Annotated in this window: 15 protein-coding genes; 10 read left to right on the top strand and 5 right to left on the bottom strand. The window is 71.2% G+C overall.

The genetic code is table 11. From position 1 onward, the window contains the following. The first annotated feature begins 37 nt into the window (after window positions 1-37). The gene (locus EPL04_RS08550) at window positions 38-412 is read left to right on the top strand and encodes a DUF7522 family protein (protein ID WP_134670907.1); all 375 of its coding nucleotides are present in this window, start codon (window positions 38-40) and stop codon (window positions 410-412) included. Here the strand turns inward: EPL04_RS08550 and EPL04_RS08555 are convergent. After that, window positions 409-2,478, bottom strand: a complete 2,070-nt coding sequence (locus tag EPL04_RS08555; protein ID WP_134670908.1) for a S9 family peptidase — start codon at window positions 2,476-2,478, stop codon at window positions 409-411. The genes EPL04_RS08550 and EPL04_RS08555 overlap by 4 nt on opposite strands. Before the next feature lie 74 nt (window positions 2,479-2,552). Beyond that, a complete protein-coding gene (locus EPL04_RS08560) occupies window positions 2,553-3,740 on the bottom strand; it encodes a pyridoxal phosphate-dependent aminotransferase (RefSeq protein ID WP_209019597.1) in 1,188 nt (395 codons plus the stop codon). A 115-nt stretch (window positions 3,741-3,855) separates the two neighbouring features. On the opposite strand from EPL04_RS08560, the gene EPL04_RS08565 reads away from it, so the two are divergent. The 9 genes from EPL04_RS08565 (at window position 3,856) to EPL04_RS08605 (ending at window position 12,263) form a co-directional block, all read left to right on the top strand. After that, a complete protein-coding gene (locus EPL04_RS08565; RefSeq protein WP_134670909.1) occupies window positions 3,856-4,575 on the top strand; it encodes a DUF2270 domain-containing protein in 720 nt (239 codons plus the stop codon). Window positions 4,576-4,618: 43 nt separating this feature from the next. Further along, the gene (locus EPL04_RS08570) at window positions 4,619-5,512 is read left to right on the top strand and encodes a 1,4-dihydroxy-2-naphthoyl-CoA synthase (RefSeq protein ID WP_134670910.1); all 894 of its coding nucleotides are present in this window, start codon (window positions 4,619-4,621) and stop codon (window positions 5,510-5,512) included. A gap of 85 nt (window positions 5,513-5,597) precedes the next feature. Further along, complete coding sequence (locus EPL04_RS08575; protein ID WP_134670911.1) at window positions 5,598-6,548, top strand: extracellular solute-binding protein; 951 nt, start codon at window positions 5,598-5,600, stop codon at window positions 6,546-6,548. After that, window positions 6,523-7,326 carry a molybdate ABC transporter permease subunit gene (locus EPL04_RS08580; protein ID WP_134670912.1) on the top strand — a complete coding sequence of 268 codons (804 nt, stop codon included), beginning with the start codon at window positions 6,523-6,525 and terminating at the stop codon, window positions 7,324-7,326. Before EPL04_RS08575 ends, EPL04_RS08580 begins: the two co-directional genes overlap by 26 nt. A gap of 224 nt (window positions 7,327-7,550) precedes the next feature. After that, a complete protein-coding gene (locus tag EPL04_RS08585; RefSeq protein WP_134670913.1) occupies window positions 7,551-8,492 on the top strand; it encodes a 1,4-dihydroxy-2-naphthoate polyprenyltransferase in 942 nt (313 codons plus the stop codon). Continuing rightward, on the top strand, window positions 8,489-9,541 hold the full coding sequence (locus EPL04_RS08590) for a mandelate racemase/muconate lactonizing enzyme family protein (RefSeq protein ID WP_134670914.1): 1,053 nt from the start codon (window positions 8,489-8,491) through the stop codon (window positions 9,539-9,541). Before EPL04_RS08585 ends, EPL04_RS08590 begins: the two co-directional genes overlap by 4 nt. Further along, a complete protein-coding gene (menE, locus tag EPL04_RS08595) occupies window positions 9,534-11,084 on the top strand; it encodes an o-succinylbenzoate--CoA ligase (RefSeq protein WP_134670915.1) in 1,551 nt (516 codons plus the stop codon). Before EPL04_RS08590 ends, menE begins: the two co-directional genes overlap by 8 nt. A 56-nt stretch (window positions 11,085-11,140) precedes the next feature. Beyond that, window positions 11,141-11,893 carry an NRDE family protein gene (locus tag EPL04_RS08600; protein ID WP_134670916.1) on the top strand — a complete coding sequence of 251 codons (753 nt, stop codon included), beginning with the start codon at window positions 11,141-11,143 and terminating at the stop codon, window positions 11,891-11,893. A gap of 25 nt (window positions 11,894-11,918) precedes the next feature. After that, window positions 11,919-12,263 carry a helix-turn-helix transcriptional regulator gene (locus EPL04_RS08605; protein ID WP_134670917.1) on the top strand — a complete coding sequence of 115 codons (345 nt, stop codon included), beginning with the start codon at window positions 11,919-11,921 and terminating at the stop codon, window positions 12,261-12,263. A 9-nt stretch (window positions 12,264-12,272) separates the two neighbouring features. On the opposite strand, the gene EPL04_RS08610 is transcribed toward EPL04_RS08605, so the two are convergent. The 3 genes from EPL04_RS08610 to gatC form a co-directional block, all read right to left on the bottom strand. Further along, window positions 12,273-13,910, bottom strand: a complete 1,638-nt coding sequence (locus tag EPL04_RS08610) for a YegP family protein (RefSeq protein WP_134670918.1) — start codon at window positions 13,908-13,910, stop codon at window positions 12,273-12,275. A gap of 173 nt (window positions 13,911-14,083) precedes the next feature. Then, complete coding sequence (gene gatA, locus EPL04_RS08615) at window positions 14,084-15,358, bottom strand: Asp-tRNA(Asn)/Glu-tRNA(Gln) amidotransferase subunit GatA (protein ID WP_134670919.1); 1,275 nt, start codon at window positions 15,356-15,358, stop codon at window positions 14,084-14,086. A gap of 2 nt (window positions 15,359-15,360) precedes the next feature. Continuing rightward, window positions 15,361-15,639 (bottom strand): Asp-tRNA(Asn)/Glu-tRNA(Gln) amidotransferase subunit GatC, encoded by a 279-nt coding sequence (gene gatC, locus EPL04_RS08620; protein ID WP_134670920.1) that lies wholly within the window; start codon window positions 15,637-15,639, stop codon window positions 15,361-15,363. Window positions 15,640-15,679: the final 40 nt, after the last annotated feature.

Consider the following 15,679-nt stretch of genomic DNA (forward strand, 5'->3'; position numbering starts at 1 on the left):
ACATTAATGTCCGTTTAGCGTCAATTCAGCCCGAACCATGTCAGTAGCCGCCGCCGAATCGCTGACCGAGTTCCTGCGCGAGCGCGTCGGCGACCACCTCCGGAGCGTCGTCCACTACACCGCCGACGACTGGCAGGTGGTGTATCTCCGCGACGACGTCGCCGACCGCTACGCCGACGGGGAGATCGAGCGGGCGGTCGACGACGTCCGACTCGAAGGACTCGGCAAGCCCCATCAGGAGAGCCTCTACGACCACGGCGAGCTGAACTGCACGGTCAAGTGCTTCGAGAACGCCGTCGAGATGCACTTCGCCCACGACGCCAACACCGGCACCGCAGTCGCGCTCGACGCCGAGGTGTTCGCGGTCCACAACACGTTCATCGGCCGTTGCAGGGAACTGATGGAGGTCTAGGCCCGCTCGTCGATCGCCGGGTCGTGGGTCTCGAACCAGTCGGTCAGGGTTCGCAGTCGGTGGATCGTGCGCTCGGGGTCGCCGACGTTGTGGTGTTCGTCGGGGTACACCACGAGCTTCGAGGGCACGTCGCGCTTCTTGAGGCGGACGTACAGCTGTTCGGCCTGCCACGGCGGGCACCGCCAGTCGTCTTCGCCGGCGGTGAGGAGGGTCGGCGTCTCGACCGCCCCGACGTCCTGAATGGTCGAAATCGCGCGATAGCCCTCGGGGTTCTCCCACGGGAGGCCGAGGTCGCTCTCGTACCAGTGGTGGGTGTCGGCGGTTCCGTACAGCCCGTAGAAGTCGTAGATGCCGTGCTCGGGTGCCGCCGCCGCGAAGTCGTCCGTACGGGTGAGGACGTGGAGGGTGTTGATCCCGCCCTGCGAGAACCCGGTGACGAACAGCCGGTCGGGATCGGCCCACCCCCGATCGACCAGCGCTCGGGCGCCCGAGACGACGTCGTCGGTCTCTCGCGGGCCCCACTCGCCGCGGATCTGCTCGCTGAACGCCCGGCCGTACGAGGTCGACCCGCGGTAGTTCACTTCGAGGACAGCGTACCCCCGGCCGGTCCAGTAGGTCTCCTCGAAGCCGAACTTCGGTTCGTCGTACGCCATGGGGCCGCCGTGAATCTTCACTATCAAGGGGCGTTCCTCGGGGCGCGCCGGGTCGAAGTCGGCCGGGAGGTACGCGATGGCCTCGATGTCGTCGCCGTTCCCGTTTTCGAAGCTGACGCGCTCGCTGGACGGGGTTTCGACCGCCGCGACCAATCCGTCGTTCAGGTTCGAAACGCGCCGGAGCGCCCCCGAGCCGCCGTCCGTCGACACCTCGGAGACGGGGAGCGCGTACACGTCCGGGGTCTCGTCGGGCGACGTGCGCACGAGCGCCGCGGTTCCGCCCGCCGCGTCGAAGCCGGCAACGGTCTCCGAGTCGTTCTGTCGGTCGAAGACGCGCTCGGGCTCGCCGTCGGTGCGGAGTCGAACGAGTCGGGTTCGGCCCTCGTCGGCGAACGGACCGAGCAGGGTGTCGTCGTCGACCCACCGGACCATCCCGGCCCGCGAGAGGGTCCGGTCGAGGGACTCCGAGACCGACGACGCGTCGCCGGTATCGGGATCGGCGACCAGCACCTCCGTCGTGTCGTACCAGTTGTCGGCCGCCCGGGCGGCCAGCGCGATCCGGTCGCCGCCGGGACTCCACGCGAGGTCGCTGACGAACAGGTCGCCGTCCGTGACCCGCCGGAGCCCCGACCCGTCGGGCGCGATCGTGTAGGCGTCCATCGCGCCCGAGTCGTCGGGGCGGTCGGTCCGGTTCGAGAGGAAGGCAACGTGGCCGCCGTCGGGCGACCATCTCGGTTGGAGCCCGGTCGCGGGCTCTTGGGCGCCGCCGCCGTAGGCGTCGTCGAGTCGGTCGGTTTCTCGGCTCTCGCAGTCGACCACGAACAGATAAGTCCGCACCTCGTCGAGCCAGCCCTTCCCGTCGTACTTGTGCTGGAGGCGCTCGGTCTCGATCGGGGCGTCGTCCTCCCGACGGGCGGCGAGGTACTCGCGTTGGTCGTCGGTCGGATCGCGAGCCGCGACGACGAGTCGCTCGCCGGCGGGCCCCCAGTCGAACGACTCGACGCCCTCCTCGAAGTCGGTGAGTTGGCGGGCGTCCCCGCCGCGCTCCAGATCGAACGCCCAGACCTGCGGTTCGGGCTCGTCGTCGCTTCCGGCCCGTTCGTCTTCCCCGTCGGTCGCCGGCTCGTCGCCCGAAGTCGTGAGTTCGGTGTCCGCGGGGCGGGCGGCCACGAACGCCAGCTTCGACCCGTCGGGACTCCATTCGGGCGACCCCGCACCGGGACGGCTGGTCAGGCGGTGGGGCTCCCGAGAGCCGTCGGTCGGCGCGACGAACAGTGATTCGTGCCACGCGTCCTCGCTCTCGTCGGCCTCGCTGACCACGAAAGCGACGCGCTCACCGTCCGGAGAGACGGCGACGGTTCGGACCCGGCGCAGGTCGTACAGGTCAGAGGGTTCGAGCGGTCGGTCTGCCATGCGGGGGCCTTCCGAGGCCACCAGAATAACTCCTCGCCTTCCGGGGACCGCTCTCGGGGCGGATCGAACGGTCGCTACCTCTCGGCCCGAGCCATCTCCTCGATTCGGTCGAGGCCCGTCTCGATGCGGTCTAAGCTGTTCGCGAAGCTGATCCGGAGGTAGCCCTCGCCGGCGTCGCCGAAGCCGTCGCCGGGCGCGGTCACGACTCCGTACTCCTCGAGCAGGCGCTTGGCGACGTCGAAGCTCCCGCCCTCGAACTCGCTCACGTCGAGGAACGCGTAGAACGCCCCCTCGGGGCGCGGACACGAGACGCCGTCGATGTCGGCGACGCGCTCGACCACGTAGTCCCGGCGCTCCTCGAACGCCGCCTTCATCTCCGCGACGGGCTCTTGGGGTCCGGTCAGCGCGGCCAGCGCGGCGTGCTGGCTCACGCTCGACGAGCAGGCGGTGGTGCTCTCGCCCAGCTGTGTGACCGCGTCGACGATCTGCTGGGGGCCCGCGAGCCAGCCGAGCCGCCAGCCGGTCATCGCGTAGGTCTTCGAGCACGAGCCGACTGTCAGCACCCGCTCGGGGTGGTCGACGTACGACGCCATCCCCCGGAACGACTCGTCGTACGTGAGCCGACCGTACACCTCGTCGGCGAAGACGTAGGCGTCGTGGGCCGCGGCGGCGTCGACCACCTCGCTGACCGCGTCCTCGTCGTAGACCCGTCCGGTCGGGTTCGACGGGGTCGTCAGGATCACGGCGGCGGTGTCGTCGCCGATGGCGTCGGCCACGCGGTCGGCGTCGAGGTCGAACCCCTCGTCGGCCGACAGCGGGACCTCTACCGGGGTCGCGCCCGCCATCGCGGCGTGGTTGTAGTAGTTCGGCCACGCCGGCGTCGGGATCACCACCTCGTCGCCGGGGTCGGCCACCGCGAGGGTCCCCAGCGCGAGGGCCTCCATCGCGCCCGACTTGACGGTCACCTGCTCGGGCGAGACCGTCACGTCGCTCTCGCGGGCGAGTTCGTCGGCGACGGCCTCACGGAGCGGCGCGATCCCCTGATTGACCGTGTAGTGAGTCTCGCCGTCGCGGGCCGCCCGGTCGGCCGCGTCGAGGACGTGCTCGGGGGTGTCGAAGTCGGGCTCGCCGACGTGGAGTCGGACGGGATCGCCGTCGTGTTCGGCGGCGAGATCGAACATCACGCGGATCTTCGAGCGTTCGAGGTGGTCGACTCGGGCCGCGGTCGGTGGCGTCGAGGCCTGCTGGCTTGCGTCGGTCATGGGCGTACGCACGGAATCTGGCGTGAAGTAAGTTCGTCCCCCGGAAAACGGGCCGGGCCGTCGCGTCGAGTCGCCCCGCCACACCGCATATGCGAGCCGAGCGCGTTGTTCACCTATGACCGATTCGAGCGACGACGAGTTCGATCCGCAGGCTCCCGACCAGCGGGAGATCGGCCGCGAGATGGTCGACGAGAGTACGGGTCTCGGATCGGTGATGGCCCACGCCTACCGCGGGGAGGTCGATCGGGTCGGGACGTGGCGCCAGCGGCTTGATCAGGCCACGACGTGGTCGGTGACCGTGCTGGCGGCGATCCTGACGTGGGCGTTTTCGAGCGGCGACAACCCCCACTACATTCTGCTGATCGGGGTCGTCGTCGTCGCTATCTTCCTCGGCATCGAGGCGCGGCGCTACCGCGACTACGACGTCTTCCGGTCGCGGGTCCGACTCCTGCAGGAGAACCTGTTCGCGAACGCGCTCGACCCCTCAGACGGCGTCGAGAGCCGCGACTGGCGCGCCCAACTCAGCCGCGACTACCGGCGGCCGACGCGGAAGGTCTCGGTTCCCGAGGCGCTCGCGAACCGGCTCAAGCGGGTCTATCTCGCCCTGCTCGGCGTCCTGCTCGTCGCGTGGGCGTTCCGGATCACGGCGTTCGCGCCCCGCGAGGACTGGCTGACGGCCGCCGCGATCGGCACCATCCCGGGCGTCGCCGTGATCGGGACCGTCGGCGCGTTCTATCTGGCGATGGTCGCGATCGCGTTCTGGCCCCGCGAGCGCCACGCCAAGGGGGAGTTTCGCGAGGGCGACCCCGACGAGTGGAAGGACCTCGACGAGTGACGAACGTGGAACCTATTTGGGGGTTCCCCACCCACTCGGGGGTATGGTCTCAGAGACCTTCGACCCCGAGGCGTGGGAGGCCGCGGGGCCGGACTTCGACGACATCACGTACCACCGCGCGGTCGATTCGGGGACGGTCCGGATCGCGTTCGACCGGCCGGCGGTCCGGAACGCCTTCCGACCCAAAACCGTCGACGAACTCTACGACGCACTCGACCACGCCAAGCGCCAGACCGACGTCGGCTGTGTCCTGCTGACCGGCAACGGTCCCTCGCCGAAAGACGGCGGGTGGGCGTTCTGCGCGGGCGGCGACCAGACTGTCCGGGGCGAGGACGGCTACGAGTATCGAGGCGAGGACGGCGAGACCGGCCGCGCCGCCGAGGGCGGTCGGCTCCACATTCTCGAAGTCCAGCGCCTCATCCGCCACATCCCCAAGCCGGTGGTCTGTGTCGTCCCCGGGTGGGCGGTCGGCGGCGGCCACAGCCTCCACGTCGTCTGCGATCTGACCATCGCGAGCGAGGACCACGCCGTGTTCAAGCAGACCGACCCGGACGTGGCGTCGTTCGACGGCGGGTTCGGCTCGGCGTACCTCGCCCGGCAGGTCGGCCAGAAGAAGGCCCGCGAGATCTTCTTCCTCGGAAAGGATTACAGCGCCGCGGAGGCCGAGGAGATGGGGATGGTCAACGAGGTGGTCCCCCACGAGGACCTCGAAGCGGTCGCGCTGGAGTGGGCGGCCGAGATCAACCGCAAGAGCCCGACCGCGATCCGGATGCTCAAGTACGCGTTCAACCTCGACTCCGACGGGATGGTCGGCCAGCAGGTGTTCGCGGGCGAGGCCACCCGACTCGCGTACATGACCGACGAGGCCCGGGAGGGCCGCGACGCGTTCGTCGAGGGGCGCGACCCCGACTTCGAGGAGTTCGACTGGCACTACTGAGCCTCACGCCACAGAGCCGAACTTGTTCGGGAGTAACGTATTTTGGTTTCGATACAACTTTTGAGTAACCACTGGGAATCCCACTATGGCCGACTCTGAGCCTCGACGATCGCGCCGCGGCGTCCTCGCCGGCGGGGCGGCGATCCTCGCGAGCGGGCTCGCGGGCTGTGTGACCCACCTGTCGGCCGGCGGGCCGTCGGCCGAGACCACCGACTCGGGGCCCGTCGAACTCCTCGCCGCCGGGAGTCTCAACCACGCCCTCGAGAACGGCCTCCGGCCGACGCTTCGGGACCGAGGGACGACCCTCCGCGTCGAGGCCCGCGGCTCGGCGGCGCTCGCCCGACTGGTCGACGAGGGACAGAAAGACCCCGACATCGTGTCGGTGGCCGACCCCGTGCTGTTCGACGGGCCGCTCGATCCGCCGTGGCACGCGGCGTTCGCGACCAACTCGGTCGTGATCGCCTACGACCCCGACACGCCGGGCGGCCGGGCGCTCGCCGACGCCGGGTCCGAGGCGTGGTTCCGACCGCTACTCGACGGGGAGGTGACGCTCGGGCGCACCGACCCCGACCTCGATCCGCTCGGCTATCGCACCCTCTTCGCGCTGGAGCTCGCCACCGAGCGCTACGACACAGACGCCGACCTCCGGGAGGCGATCCCCAGCCGCGACCAGCTCTACCCCGAGACCCAGCTCGTGAGCCAGTTCGAGACCGGCAACGTCGACGCCGCGTTCACCTACCGGAGCGACGCGCTCGCGCGAGGCTACGAGTACGTCGACCTGCCGCCCGAGATCGACCTCAGCGACCCCGACCGCGAGGAGACCTACCGGACAGTCTCGTACACCCTGCCGAGCGGCAAGACCGTCCGGGGCGCGCCCGTGCGCTACGCGACCACGATTCGCTCGGAGCCGACCCGGACGGTCCGGGCGGTGTTCGAGGCGCACGCGACCGGCGACTATCTGACCGAGTACGGCTTCGAAGTGCCCGACGACTACCCCGAGTTCGGAGGCGATGTTCCCGACGCGATCGCGGAGTGAGGTCCGCTCGACGGGGTGGCTCACCGTCGCTCTCCTGCTCGGGGGCCTGTTGCTGTGTTACTACCTCCTCCCGCTGGCGGCGCTGGTCGTGGCTCGCCCGCCGGGCGACGTGGCCGCGCGGCTCGGGGACCCGAGCGTGATCGGGGCGGTCACGAACTCGCTGGTCTCGGCGACCGCGAGCACCGTCGTCGCGACCGCGCTCGGCCTGCCGCTCGCCTACTGGCTCGCTCGGACCGAGACCCGGTGGCGGAGCCTCGTCGTCGCGATCGTGGTGTTACCGCTCGTGCTCCCGCCGATCGTGAGCGGTCTCGTCCTGCTGACGCTGGTCGGGCCGAACTCCGCGGTCGGGACCGCGGCCGCCGCCGCGGGCGTCCCGCTCACCCGGTCGCTCGCGGGCGTGGTCCTCGCCCAGACGTTCGTGGCCTCGCCGTTCGTCGTCGTGACCGCGAAAGCCGCCTTCGAGGGCGTCGACGATCGACTCGAAGAGGCGGCGTTCACGCTCGGGGAGTCCCGGGCCGCGACCTTCCGGCGAGTGACCCTGCCGCTCGCGTGGCCGGGGGTGCTCGCGGGCGTGACGCTGGCGTTCGCCCGGTCGATGGGCGAGTTCGGCGCGACCATGATGCTTGCTTACTACCCCCGGACCATGCCGGTCCAGATCTGGGTGTCGTTCACCACGACCGGGCTCTCCGAGGCGTTCCCCGTCGCGCTCGTCCTCGTCGGGGTTTCGATCGCCGCGCTCGTCGTGTTGAACCTCGTCGGCACGAACCCGTGGGACTGAGCGCTCGCGAGTCCGGAGGCCGCCCCGCAGAGTCCAGCGTCGGGAAGTCGGCGTCCGCCGCGATCGTTTAAGTGATTCTGGCGACAAGGAGTAGATACGAGCGAAGACGCCTTCTACGGGCCGCCGCGATTCGACAGCCGCGGCGCCGCCCCGAGGCCGAGGGGTTCCGGCCGCGTTTCCCGAAACCGCAGGGGCTATTGTTCGGTTCCCGTAAGGGTCACACAATGAGCGAAACGACCACCGACCACAGCCGCCGCGAGGCGTGGCTGATCGCGGCCCGGCCCCACACGCTCCCGGCGGCCGCGGCCCCCGTCGTCGTCGGGACCGGGCTCGCGGTCCACGAGGGGCTGTTCGCGCCGCTCCCGGCGCTCGCCGCGTTCCTCGGCGCGGCGCTCATCCAGATCGGGACCAACTTCGCCAACGACTACTACGACGCCGTCAAGGGCGTCGACACCGACGACCGCGAGGGGTTCACCCGCGTCACCCAGTCGGGACTCATCCCGCCGGCACAGGTCAAGCGCGCGATGTACGCCACCTTCGGGCTCGCGATCCTCGTCGGGACCTACCTGGTCGCGGTCGGCGGGGTCCCGATCCTCGTGATCGGACTCGCCAGCGTGGTCTCGGGCGTCGCGTACGCCGGGGGCCCGTTCCCGCTCGGCTCGCACGGTCTCGGGGACCTGTTCGTCTTCGTCTTCTTCGGCGTCATCGCGGTGACCGGCACCTTCTACGTGCAGGCGGCCGCGGTGGTCGCCCCGCTGTTCCCGACCGCGATTCCGTCGGGGACGGTCACGCTCGCGTCGGTCGTCGCCAGCCTCCCGGTCGCCGCCATCTCCACCGACATCCTGGTGGTCAACAACGTCCGGGACCTCGAAACCGACCGCGAGGCCGGCAAGAAGACCCTCGCGGTCATCCTCGGCTACCGGGCCAGCAGGGCGGAGTTCGTCGGCTTGCTCGCGGTCGCGTACGCCGTCCCGTTCTGGTTCTGGCTCGCCGCCGACTACTCGCCGGCCGTGCTCGCTCCGCTGGCGACCCTGCCGTACGCCGGCCTGATCGCCCGGACCGTCCTCACCGACGCCTCCGGCGAGGCGCTCAACCCCGCGCTCGAACAGACCGGCAAACTGCTGGCGGCCCACTCGGTCCTCTTCGCGCTGGGTCTGATAGCATGAAGGCGGGCGTCCGGCCGTTCGCGGTCCCGCTCGCGGAGCCCCTCGACACCGCCCGGGGGTCGATCGAGCGCCGCGAGGGGCTGGTGTTCCGGCTCGACGCCGACGACGGCGCGGTCGGCGTCGGGGAGGCGACCCCGCTCGCGGGCTGGACCGAACACTACGACGAGTGCGAGCGCGCGCTCGGCACCGTCGTCGACGCCGTCGATCGGGGCGCGGCCCCCGACGACTCTCTCGACGCGCTCGAACCGACCCCCGCGGCGCGCCACGCGCTCGATCTCGCGCTCGCTGATCTGGCGGCCTCTCGGGCGGACGAGCCCCTCTACCGCCACCTCGGCGCGTCCGATCGGGTCGAGAGCGTCCCGGCGAACGCGACGGTCGGGGACGCCCCCGCCGATCAGACCGTCGCGGCGGTCGAACGCGCCGTCGACGCCGGCTTCGACTGCGTCAAGCTCAAGGTGGGCGCGCGCCCGCTCGCGGCCGACATCGAGCGCGTCGAGGCCGCCGCCGACGCGGTCGACGCCGCCCTCCGGGCCGACGCCAACGGGGCGTGGTCCCGGTCGCAGGCCCAGCAGTTCCTCGACGCCACGGCCGACCGACTCGAGTACGTCGAACAGCCCCTGCCCGCGACCGACGTGCCCGGACTCGCGGCGCTGTCGGGGCCGATCGCGTTAGACGAGACGCTCGCGGCGGTCGACGTCGCGGACGCCCTCGACGCGGATCCGGCGGCGCTCGTGCTCAAACCGATGGCGCTCGGCGGCCCCCGGCGTGCGGTCGCGGTCGCCGAGCGGGCCCGGGAGGCGGGCGTCGAGCCGGTCGTGACCACCACCGTCGACGCCGCGGTCGCGCGGACCGCCGCGGTCCACGTCGCGGCCGCGATTCCCGACCCGCCGGCGTGCGGGCTCGCGACCGCGAAACTGCTCGAATCGGACCTCGGCCCCGACATCGCGCCGGTCGCCGACGGCCGGGCGGTGGTCCCGCAGGGGTCGGGCAACGGCCCCGTCGACGCGTGGGGCAACGCCGCGGGGGCCCACGGGGGCGACCGTGTCTGAGCGTTGGCCCGACGGGACCGTCGACTGGCTGGCCCGCCGGGCGCGGATCTCGCCCGACGCCACCGCGCTGATCGAGGCGGCCGACGCCACCGAGTGGACCTACGCCGACCTCGACGAGGCGGTCGCGGCGACCGCGGGCCGGCTCGCGGCCCTCGGTGTCCGGGAAGGCGACCACCTCGGCGTCCTGATGGAGACGCGGGTGGCGTTCGTCCGGCTCGTCCACGCCGCGGCCCGGCTCGGCGCGGTGTTGGTCCCGCTCAACGCCCGACTCGCCGACCCCGAACTCGCCCGGCAGGCCGCGGTCGCCGACCTCACGCTACTCGTCTGCGAGGCCGAGACCGAGTCCGCGGCGGTAGCCGCCTCCGAGCCCCGACGGGCCGACGATTCGCGGGCCGACGGCGAGCCGGTCGGGGCCGTCCCGGTCGCGTCGGTCGACCCGCCGGACCGCGAGCCGGTCGCCTCGCTCCGCGAGACCGAGCCCGCGGCGGTCGCGCCCGCCGAGCGGTCCCGCGGCGACCGGCAGGCGCTTCTTTTCACCTCCGGCACGACCGGCGATCCGAAGGCGGTCGCGCTCACCGCCGGGAACGTCCTGTCGAGTGCGGTGTCGTCGGCGTTCCGGCTCGGCGCGACCCCCGACGACCGGTGGTTGCTCTGCCTGTCGATGTATCACATGGGCGGGCTGTCGGTCGTCCTCCGGTCGGCGCTGTACGGCTCGACCGTCGTGCTTCAGGCGGGGTTCGACGCCGCGAGGGCCGCCGACGCGATCGCGGCGTACGATGTCACCGGCGTCTCGCTGGTCCCGACGATGCTCCGCCGGATGCTCGACGCCACCGACGACCTCGCCGACTCGCTGCGGTTCGTCCTGCTCGGGGGCGCGCCCGCCCGCGAGGAACTGCTCGAACGCTGCGAGGAGCGGCGCGTGCCGGTCCACCCGACCTACGGCATGACCGAGACGACCTCCCAGATCGCGACCGCCCGGCCCCGCGAGGCGTTCGCCCACCGGGGGACCGTGGGCCGGCCCCTGCTGTGGACCGACGTGACGGTCGTCGACGACGCCGGCGAGCCGGTTTCGGTGGGCGAGACCGGCGAACTCGTCGTGGCCGGCCCGACGGTCACGCCCGGCTACTACGGCGATCCCGGGGCGACCGAGGCGGCGTTCGGCCCCCGCGGTCTCCACACCGGCGACGTGGGCTACCGCGACGACGGTGGCCGAATCTGGGTGCTGAACCGGCGCGAGGACCGCATCGTCACCGGCGGCGAGAACGTCCACCCCGGCGAGGTCGCCGACGTACTGCGCGACCACCCCGACGTTCGGGACGCCGCCGTCGTCGGACTCGACGACGAGGAGTGGGGCGAGCGGGTCGGCGCGCTCGTGGTCCCCGAGGCCGGGGCCACGCTCTCGGTCGGCGACGTCGAGCGCCACTGCGAGGGCCGACTCGCGGGCTACAAGCGGCCCCGAACCGTCGGGGTCGCCGACGAGCTCCCGCGAACCGCCTCGGGCACCGTCGAGCGCGAGGCGGTCCGCGAGTTCCTCCGGGAGTAGCAGAAGGAGCTTCCGAGGCCGCGAGGTTTTAGCCCGCCACGGCCGTAGTGGCGACCGTGTGTACCCTCGTCCTCGCGTGGCAGGTGTTCGACGACGCCCCGATAGCCGCCGCGGCGAACCGCGACGAGCGGGTCGACCGCCCGTCGCGACCGCCCGCGACCATCGACGACGATCCGCGAGTCGTCGCGCCGACCGACGAGGAGGCCGGCGGGACGTGGATCGGCTACAACGACGCCGGCGTGTTCGTCGCGATCACGAACCGCCGGCGCGACCCCGAGACGGGCGCTGGCTTCGAGCCCGACCGGTCTCGGGGACTCCTCGTGCGGGACGCGCTCGCCGCCGAGTCCCACCACGAGGCGGTCTCGACCGTCCGCGACGAACTGGCGGCCCGCCCGTACGACGGCTTCAACCTCGTGGTCGCCGACGCCGGGGACGCGACTCTGCTCGAGTGGGACGGCGTCCTCCGTGCGACTCACTTCGACCCCGGCGTCCACGTCGTCGTCAACGACGGCTACGAGGGGGCCACAGAGACGGCCGATCGGGTCCGCGAGGCCGTCCGGCCCGTCCCGAGGGGCGATCCGACCGGCGACGCCGATCGCGGCGAGGAGGTGTCGGCGTGGTTCGAGACCGCGGCGGCCGCGCTCGAAGACCACGACCTCGGCGCGTGCGTCCACGGCGAGGGGTACGCCACCAGATCGTCCTCGCTGATCTCGATCGACGCGACCGGGGCGGGGCGGTATCGGTTCGCCGACGGGCCGCCGTGCGAGACCGACTACGAGGACGTCGAAATCGGCGACGGTCAGTTTTAAACCGCTCGGGGACCGTGTTCCCCGTATGGCAGCATCTGAGGACGACCTCACCGAGGCGGAGCGTGCCGGTCTCGAACTCGTCCGGCAGTCCGGCGGTATCCACCAGAGCGACTTCTGGAAGGAACTCGACGTCGACTCCCGGAAGGGGAGCCGTATCGTGGAGTCGCTCTACGAGAAGGGCCTCGTCCAGCGCGAGGAGACCGTCTACGAGGGTCACAACACCTACCTGATCACGCCCGCGGCCCGCGATCTCGACTTCTCGCTGTTGATGGCCGGCGACATGCTCTCGCCGTTCATCGGCGAAGAAGAGATCGACGCCGAGAGCGACGCCTTCTCCCAGTGGATCATGAACCTCGCGTACAGCGAGTGAGCCGGACGCCTACTGGGACTCTACTTCTTCGATCGCCGTGTTCGGCGCGTTTTGCTTCACGCCGTTGACCCCCTCGACCGCCCCGGAGCGATCGCTGTACCCCTCGCCGCCGGTGGCGAGGATGGTGCCGTTGCGGTGGCGGAGCCGCCAGCGGTACTCGCCGCCGGCGTCCTCGTAGATCTCGACGGCGGCCTCGCCGACCGTGAGTGCGTCCGCGTCCGGCGCGTACTCGCAGACTCGTTCGACCGCGTCAGTCGCGGCCGACCGGTCTGCATACCCCTGCCCGCCGTCGGCGATGAGCTCGTTGTTTGCGCTCAGGAGCCGCCAGCGGTGCTCGCCGCCGGCGTCCTCGTACACCTCGAACCGGGCGCCGTCGTCGGCGTCGACCGCCGCCTCGCCGGCCGTCTCCGCGACGGTCTCGACCGCCCGACGAGCGTTCGACCGGGAGACGTACCCCTCGCCCGAGTCGGCGAGTATCCGGCCGTTCCGGTGGACGAGCCGCCAGCGGTACTCGCCGGCCGCGTCCTCGTACACCTCGAACGCCGCGGGGTCGAACGCGAGGTAGTCGGCCGGCCCGACGTGGGTCCGGACCGCCTCGATCCCGTCGGTGGCCGCCGACTTCGAGGAGAAGCCGCGGGCGGCCGCCGCGACGATCCGACCGTTGTCGTGGCGGAGCCGCCAGCGGTACTCCTCGGCGTCGTCGCGGTAGAGCTCGAACGTCGTCTTCGGGTCCGTTGCGACCGGATCGACGGTCGGCTCGGGCTCCTCGTCGCCGCGGTCCCAGAGCACGTCCGCGCCCAGCGCGTTGCGGGTCACGCTCTGCATCCCCCGGCGGGCGTTGCGGTCGCTCGCGTACGACTCGCCGCTGGTCGCGATGATGTTGCCGTTCCGGTGGACGAGCCGCCAGCGCCACTCGCTGGCCTTGTCGCGGTAGAGCTGGAACGTGGCGGTGCTCTCGTGGAGGCGCTCGAGGCGGGCTTGGGCGTCGTCGGCGCGCTCGCGCTCGGCGGCGGTCTCCTCGCTGGCCGCGTCGGCCGCCGCGGCCGCGGCGTCCCGGGAGTCGCTGAGTTCGTCGAGTTCGGCCTCCAGTCGCTCGATTCGGTCGGCCTTCTCCTCGAGCTCCGATCGGAGCGCCGACGCCTCTCGCTCGCGGTCCGCTGACGTCTCGCGAGCGGCGGCCAGCGCCGCCTCTGCGGCGCTCCGGGCGCGGCTCTGGCCCACGGTCACGGGCGCGAGGACTCCCGAGAAGGTGATGACGCCGAGTCCGAGCGTGTACAGCGCGATCACGTTCGTGGTCGCGGCTCGACCGAGCTGCCACTCGAACGGGTAGACGGCCGTGAACCACCCGACGGCGGCGACACACACCGCGGCGCCGAGATACACCAGTAGCTTCGCCACCCGGTGGAACGACTGGCCGACCACGAGCCCGGTCAGCGCGCCGGCGAGGCCGAGTCCCGTCAGCGAGAACGCCATCTCCCGGGTGGTGCCGATGCTCTCGGTACTCAACGCGAGCACCATGCCCGCGACCGCGGCCAGGACGCTGACCACGAACAGCCAGTAGCCGTACACTTCGTCGTTCGTCAGCGGTTCGCCGAACCGCTTGCGATACGTGCTCACGAGCGCGCTCTCCGACGTGTTAGTTGACATTACTTCTGAGGGTTCTCACCACCACACCATGAATGTTGACAAATGTATTATAACTGAACGGTGAAAGCAAACCGGGACACGGCACGGCCGCGTCCCGGAACGCGCGGCGGCGGCGCTCACCAGTCGGAAAATCGACGCTCTCGGGGATCGAAGGCGGTAAAAACCTGCTCGGCTCAGTTCTCGACCGCACTGCCGACCCGGATGATCGCCTCCTCGCCGAACGCGGGGCCGACGAACTGCACCCCGACCGGGCCGGCGTCGGTCTCGCCGGCGGGGACCGAGATCGCGGGCAGGTCCGCCAGATTCACCGGCACGGTGTTGGCGTCGGCGAGGTACATCTGGAGCGGGTCCTCGAGGCTCTCGCCCTGCTCGAACGGCGGGGTGGGCATCGTCGGGCTCGCGAGCACGTCGACCGACTCGAACGCCTCGTCGAAGTCCTGCTTGACCCACGCGCGGGCGTCTTGAGCCTGCTTGTAGTACTTGTCGTGGTAGCCCGCCGAGAGCGCGTAGGTCCCGAGGAGGATGCGGCGCTTGACTTCCTCGCCGAACGCCTCCCGAGAGTCGCTGAACGCCTCGTTCCAGTTGCCCTCGAAACCGCCCGAGTTGCCGTACCGGACGCCGTCGAACCGCGCGAGGTTCGAGGACGCCTCCGACATCGCGATGACGTAGTAGGCCTCGACCGCGTGTTCGACCGAGGGCAACGAGACCTCCTCGACGGTCGCGCCCCCATCGCGGAGGTCTTCGAGGGTCTCCTCGAAGCGCTCGCGGACGCCCGCGTCGGCGCCCTCGACGAGTTCGGTCGGGACGCCGATCGTGGTCCCCGCGACGTCGCCGTCGGCGGCGCTCGCGTAGTCGGTGTCGGCGCCCTCCTCGCGGGAGGTGGCGTCTCGGTCGTCCGGCCCGCTGATGACGTCTAAGAGTTCGGCGGTCGCCTCGACGGTCGGCCCGAGCGGCCCGATCTGTTCGAGGCTGTTGGCGTACGCCACGAGGCCGTACCGCGAGACGAGTCCGTAGGTGGGCTTGATACCGACCACGCCACAGAACGCCGCGGGATTGCGGACCGACCCGCCGGTGTCGCTTCCGAGCGCGAGGTCGGCCTCGCCCGCGGCGACCGCGGCCGCGCTCCCGCCCGACGAACCGCCGGGCACGCGGCCCGGTGCGGCGGGGTTCTCGACCGGCCCGAACGCCGAGGTCTCCGTGGTCGAGCCCATCCCGAACTCGTCCATGTTGGCCTTGCCGACGATCGTCGCGCCGGCCGCCTTCAGCGACTCGACGACGGTCGCGTCGTAGGGCGGGACGTAGTCGTCGAGCATCGCCGACCCGCAGGTCGTGCGGACCCCCTCGGTGCTGATGTTGTCCTTGACCGCCACCGTCGCGTCCGCGAGCGGGCCGTCGTCGGCGCCCTCGACGGTCTCTTCGGTGACGAAGATGTTGTGGTCGTCGGTCATGATCAGGAGACGTTCGGCCCCTTGAAGTAGCCGTCCTCGGTCTCGGGTGCGTTCGAGAGCGCCTCGTCCTGACTCAGCGACTCGCGCATCTCGTCGGCGCGCATCACGTTGGCGAGGTCGGCCTCGCGCTCGACCTCGGGGACCTCCTCTAGCGTCTCGAAGTAGTCGAGGATGTCCGCGAACTGGTCGGTGAACCGCTCGACCTCCTCGTCGTCGAGCCCGACGCGCGCGAGGTCGGCGACGTGGCGGACCTCCTCGGGTCCGGGAGACGTTTCGCTCATACCCAAAGGGTCCCGCGGACCGGCGGTAAGGGTTTCGATA

The organism is Halorussus marinus, assembly GCF_004521895.1.
In the GTDB taxonomy this organism is placed as follows: Archaea; Halobacteriota; Halobacteria; order Halobacteriales; family Haladaptataceae; genus Halorussus; species Halorussus marinus.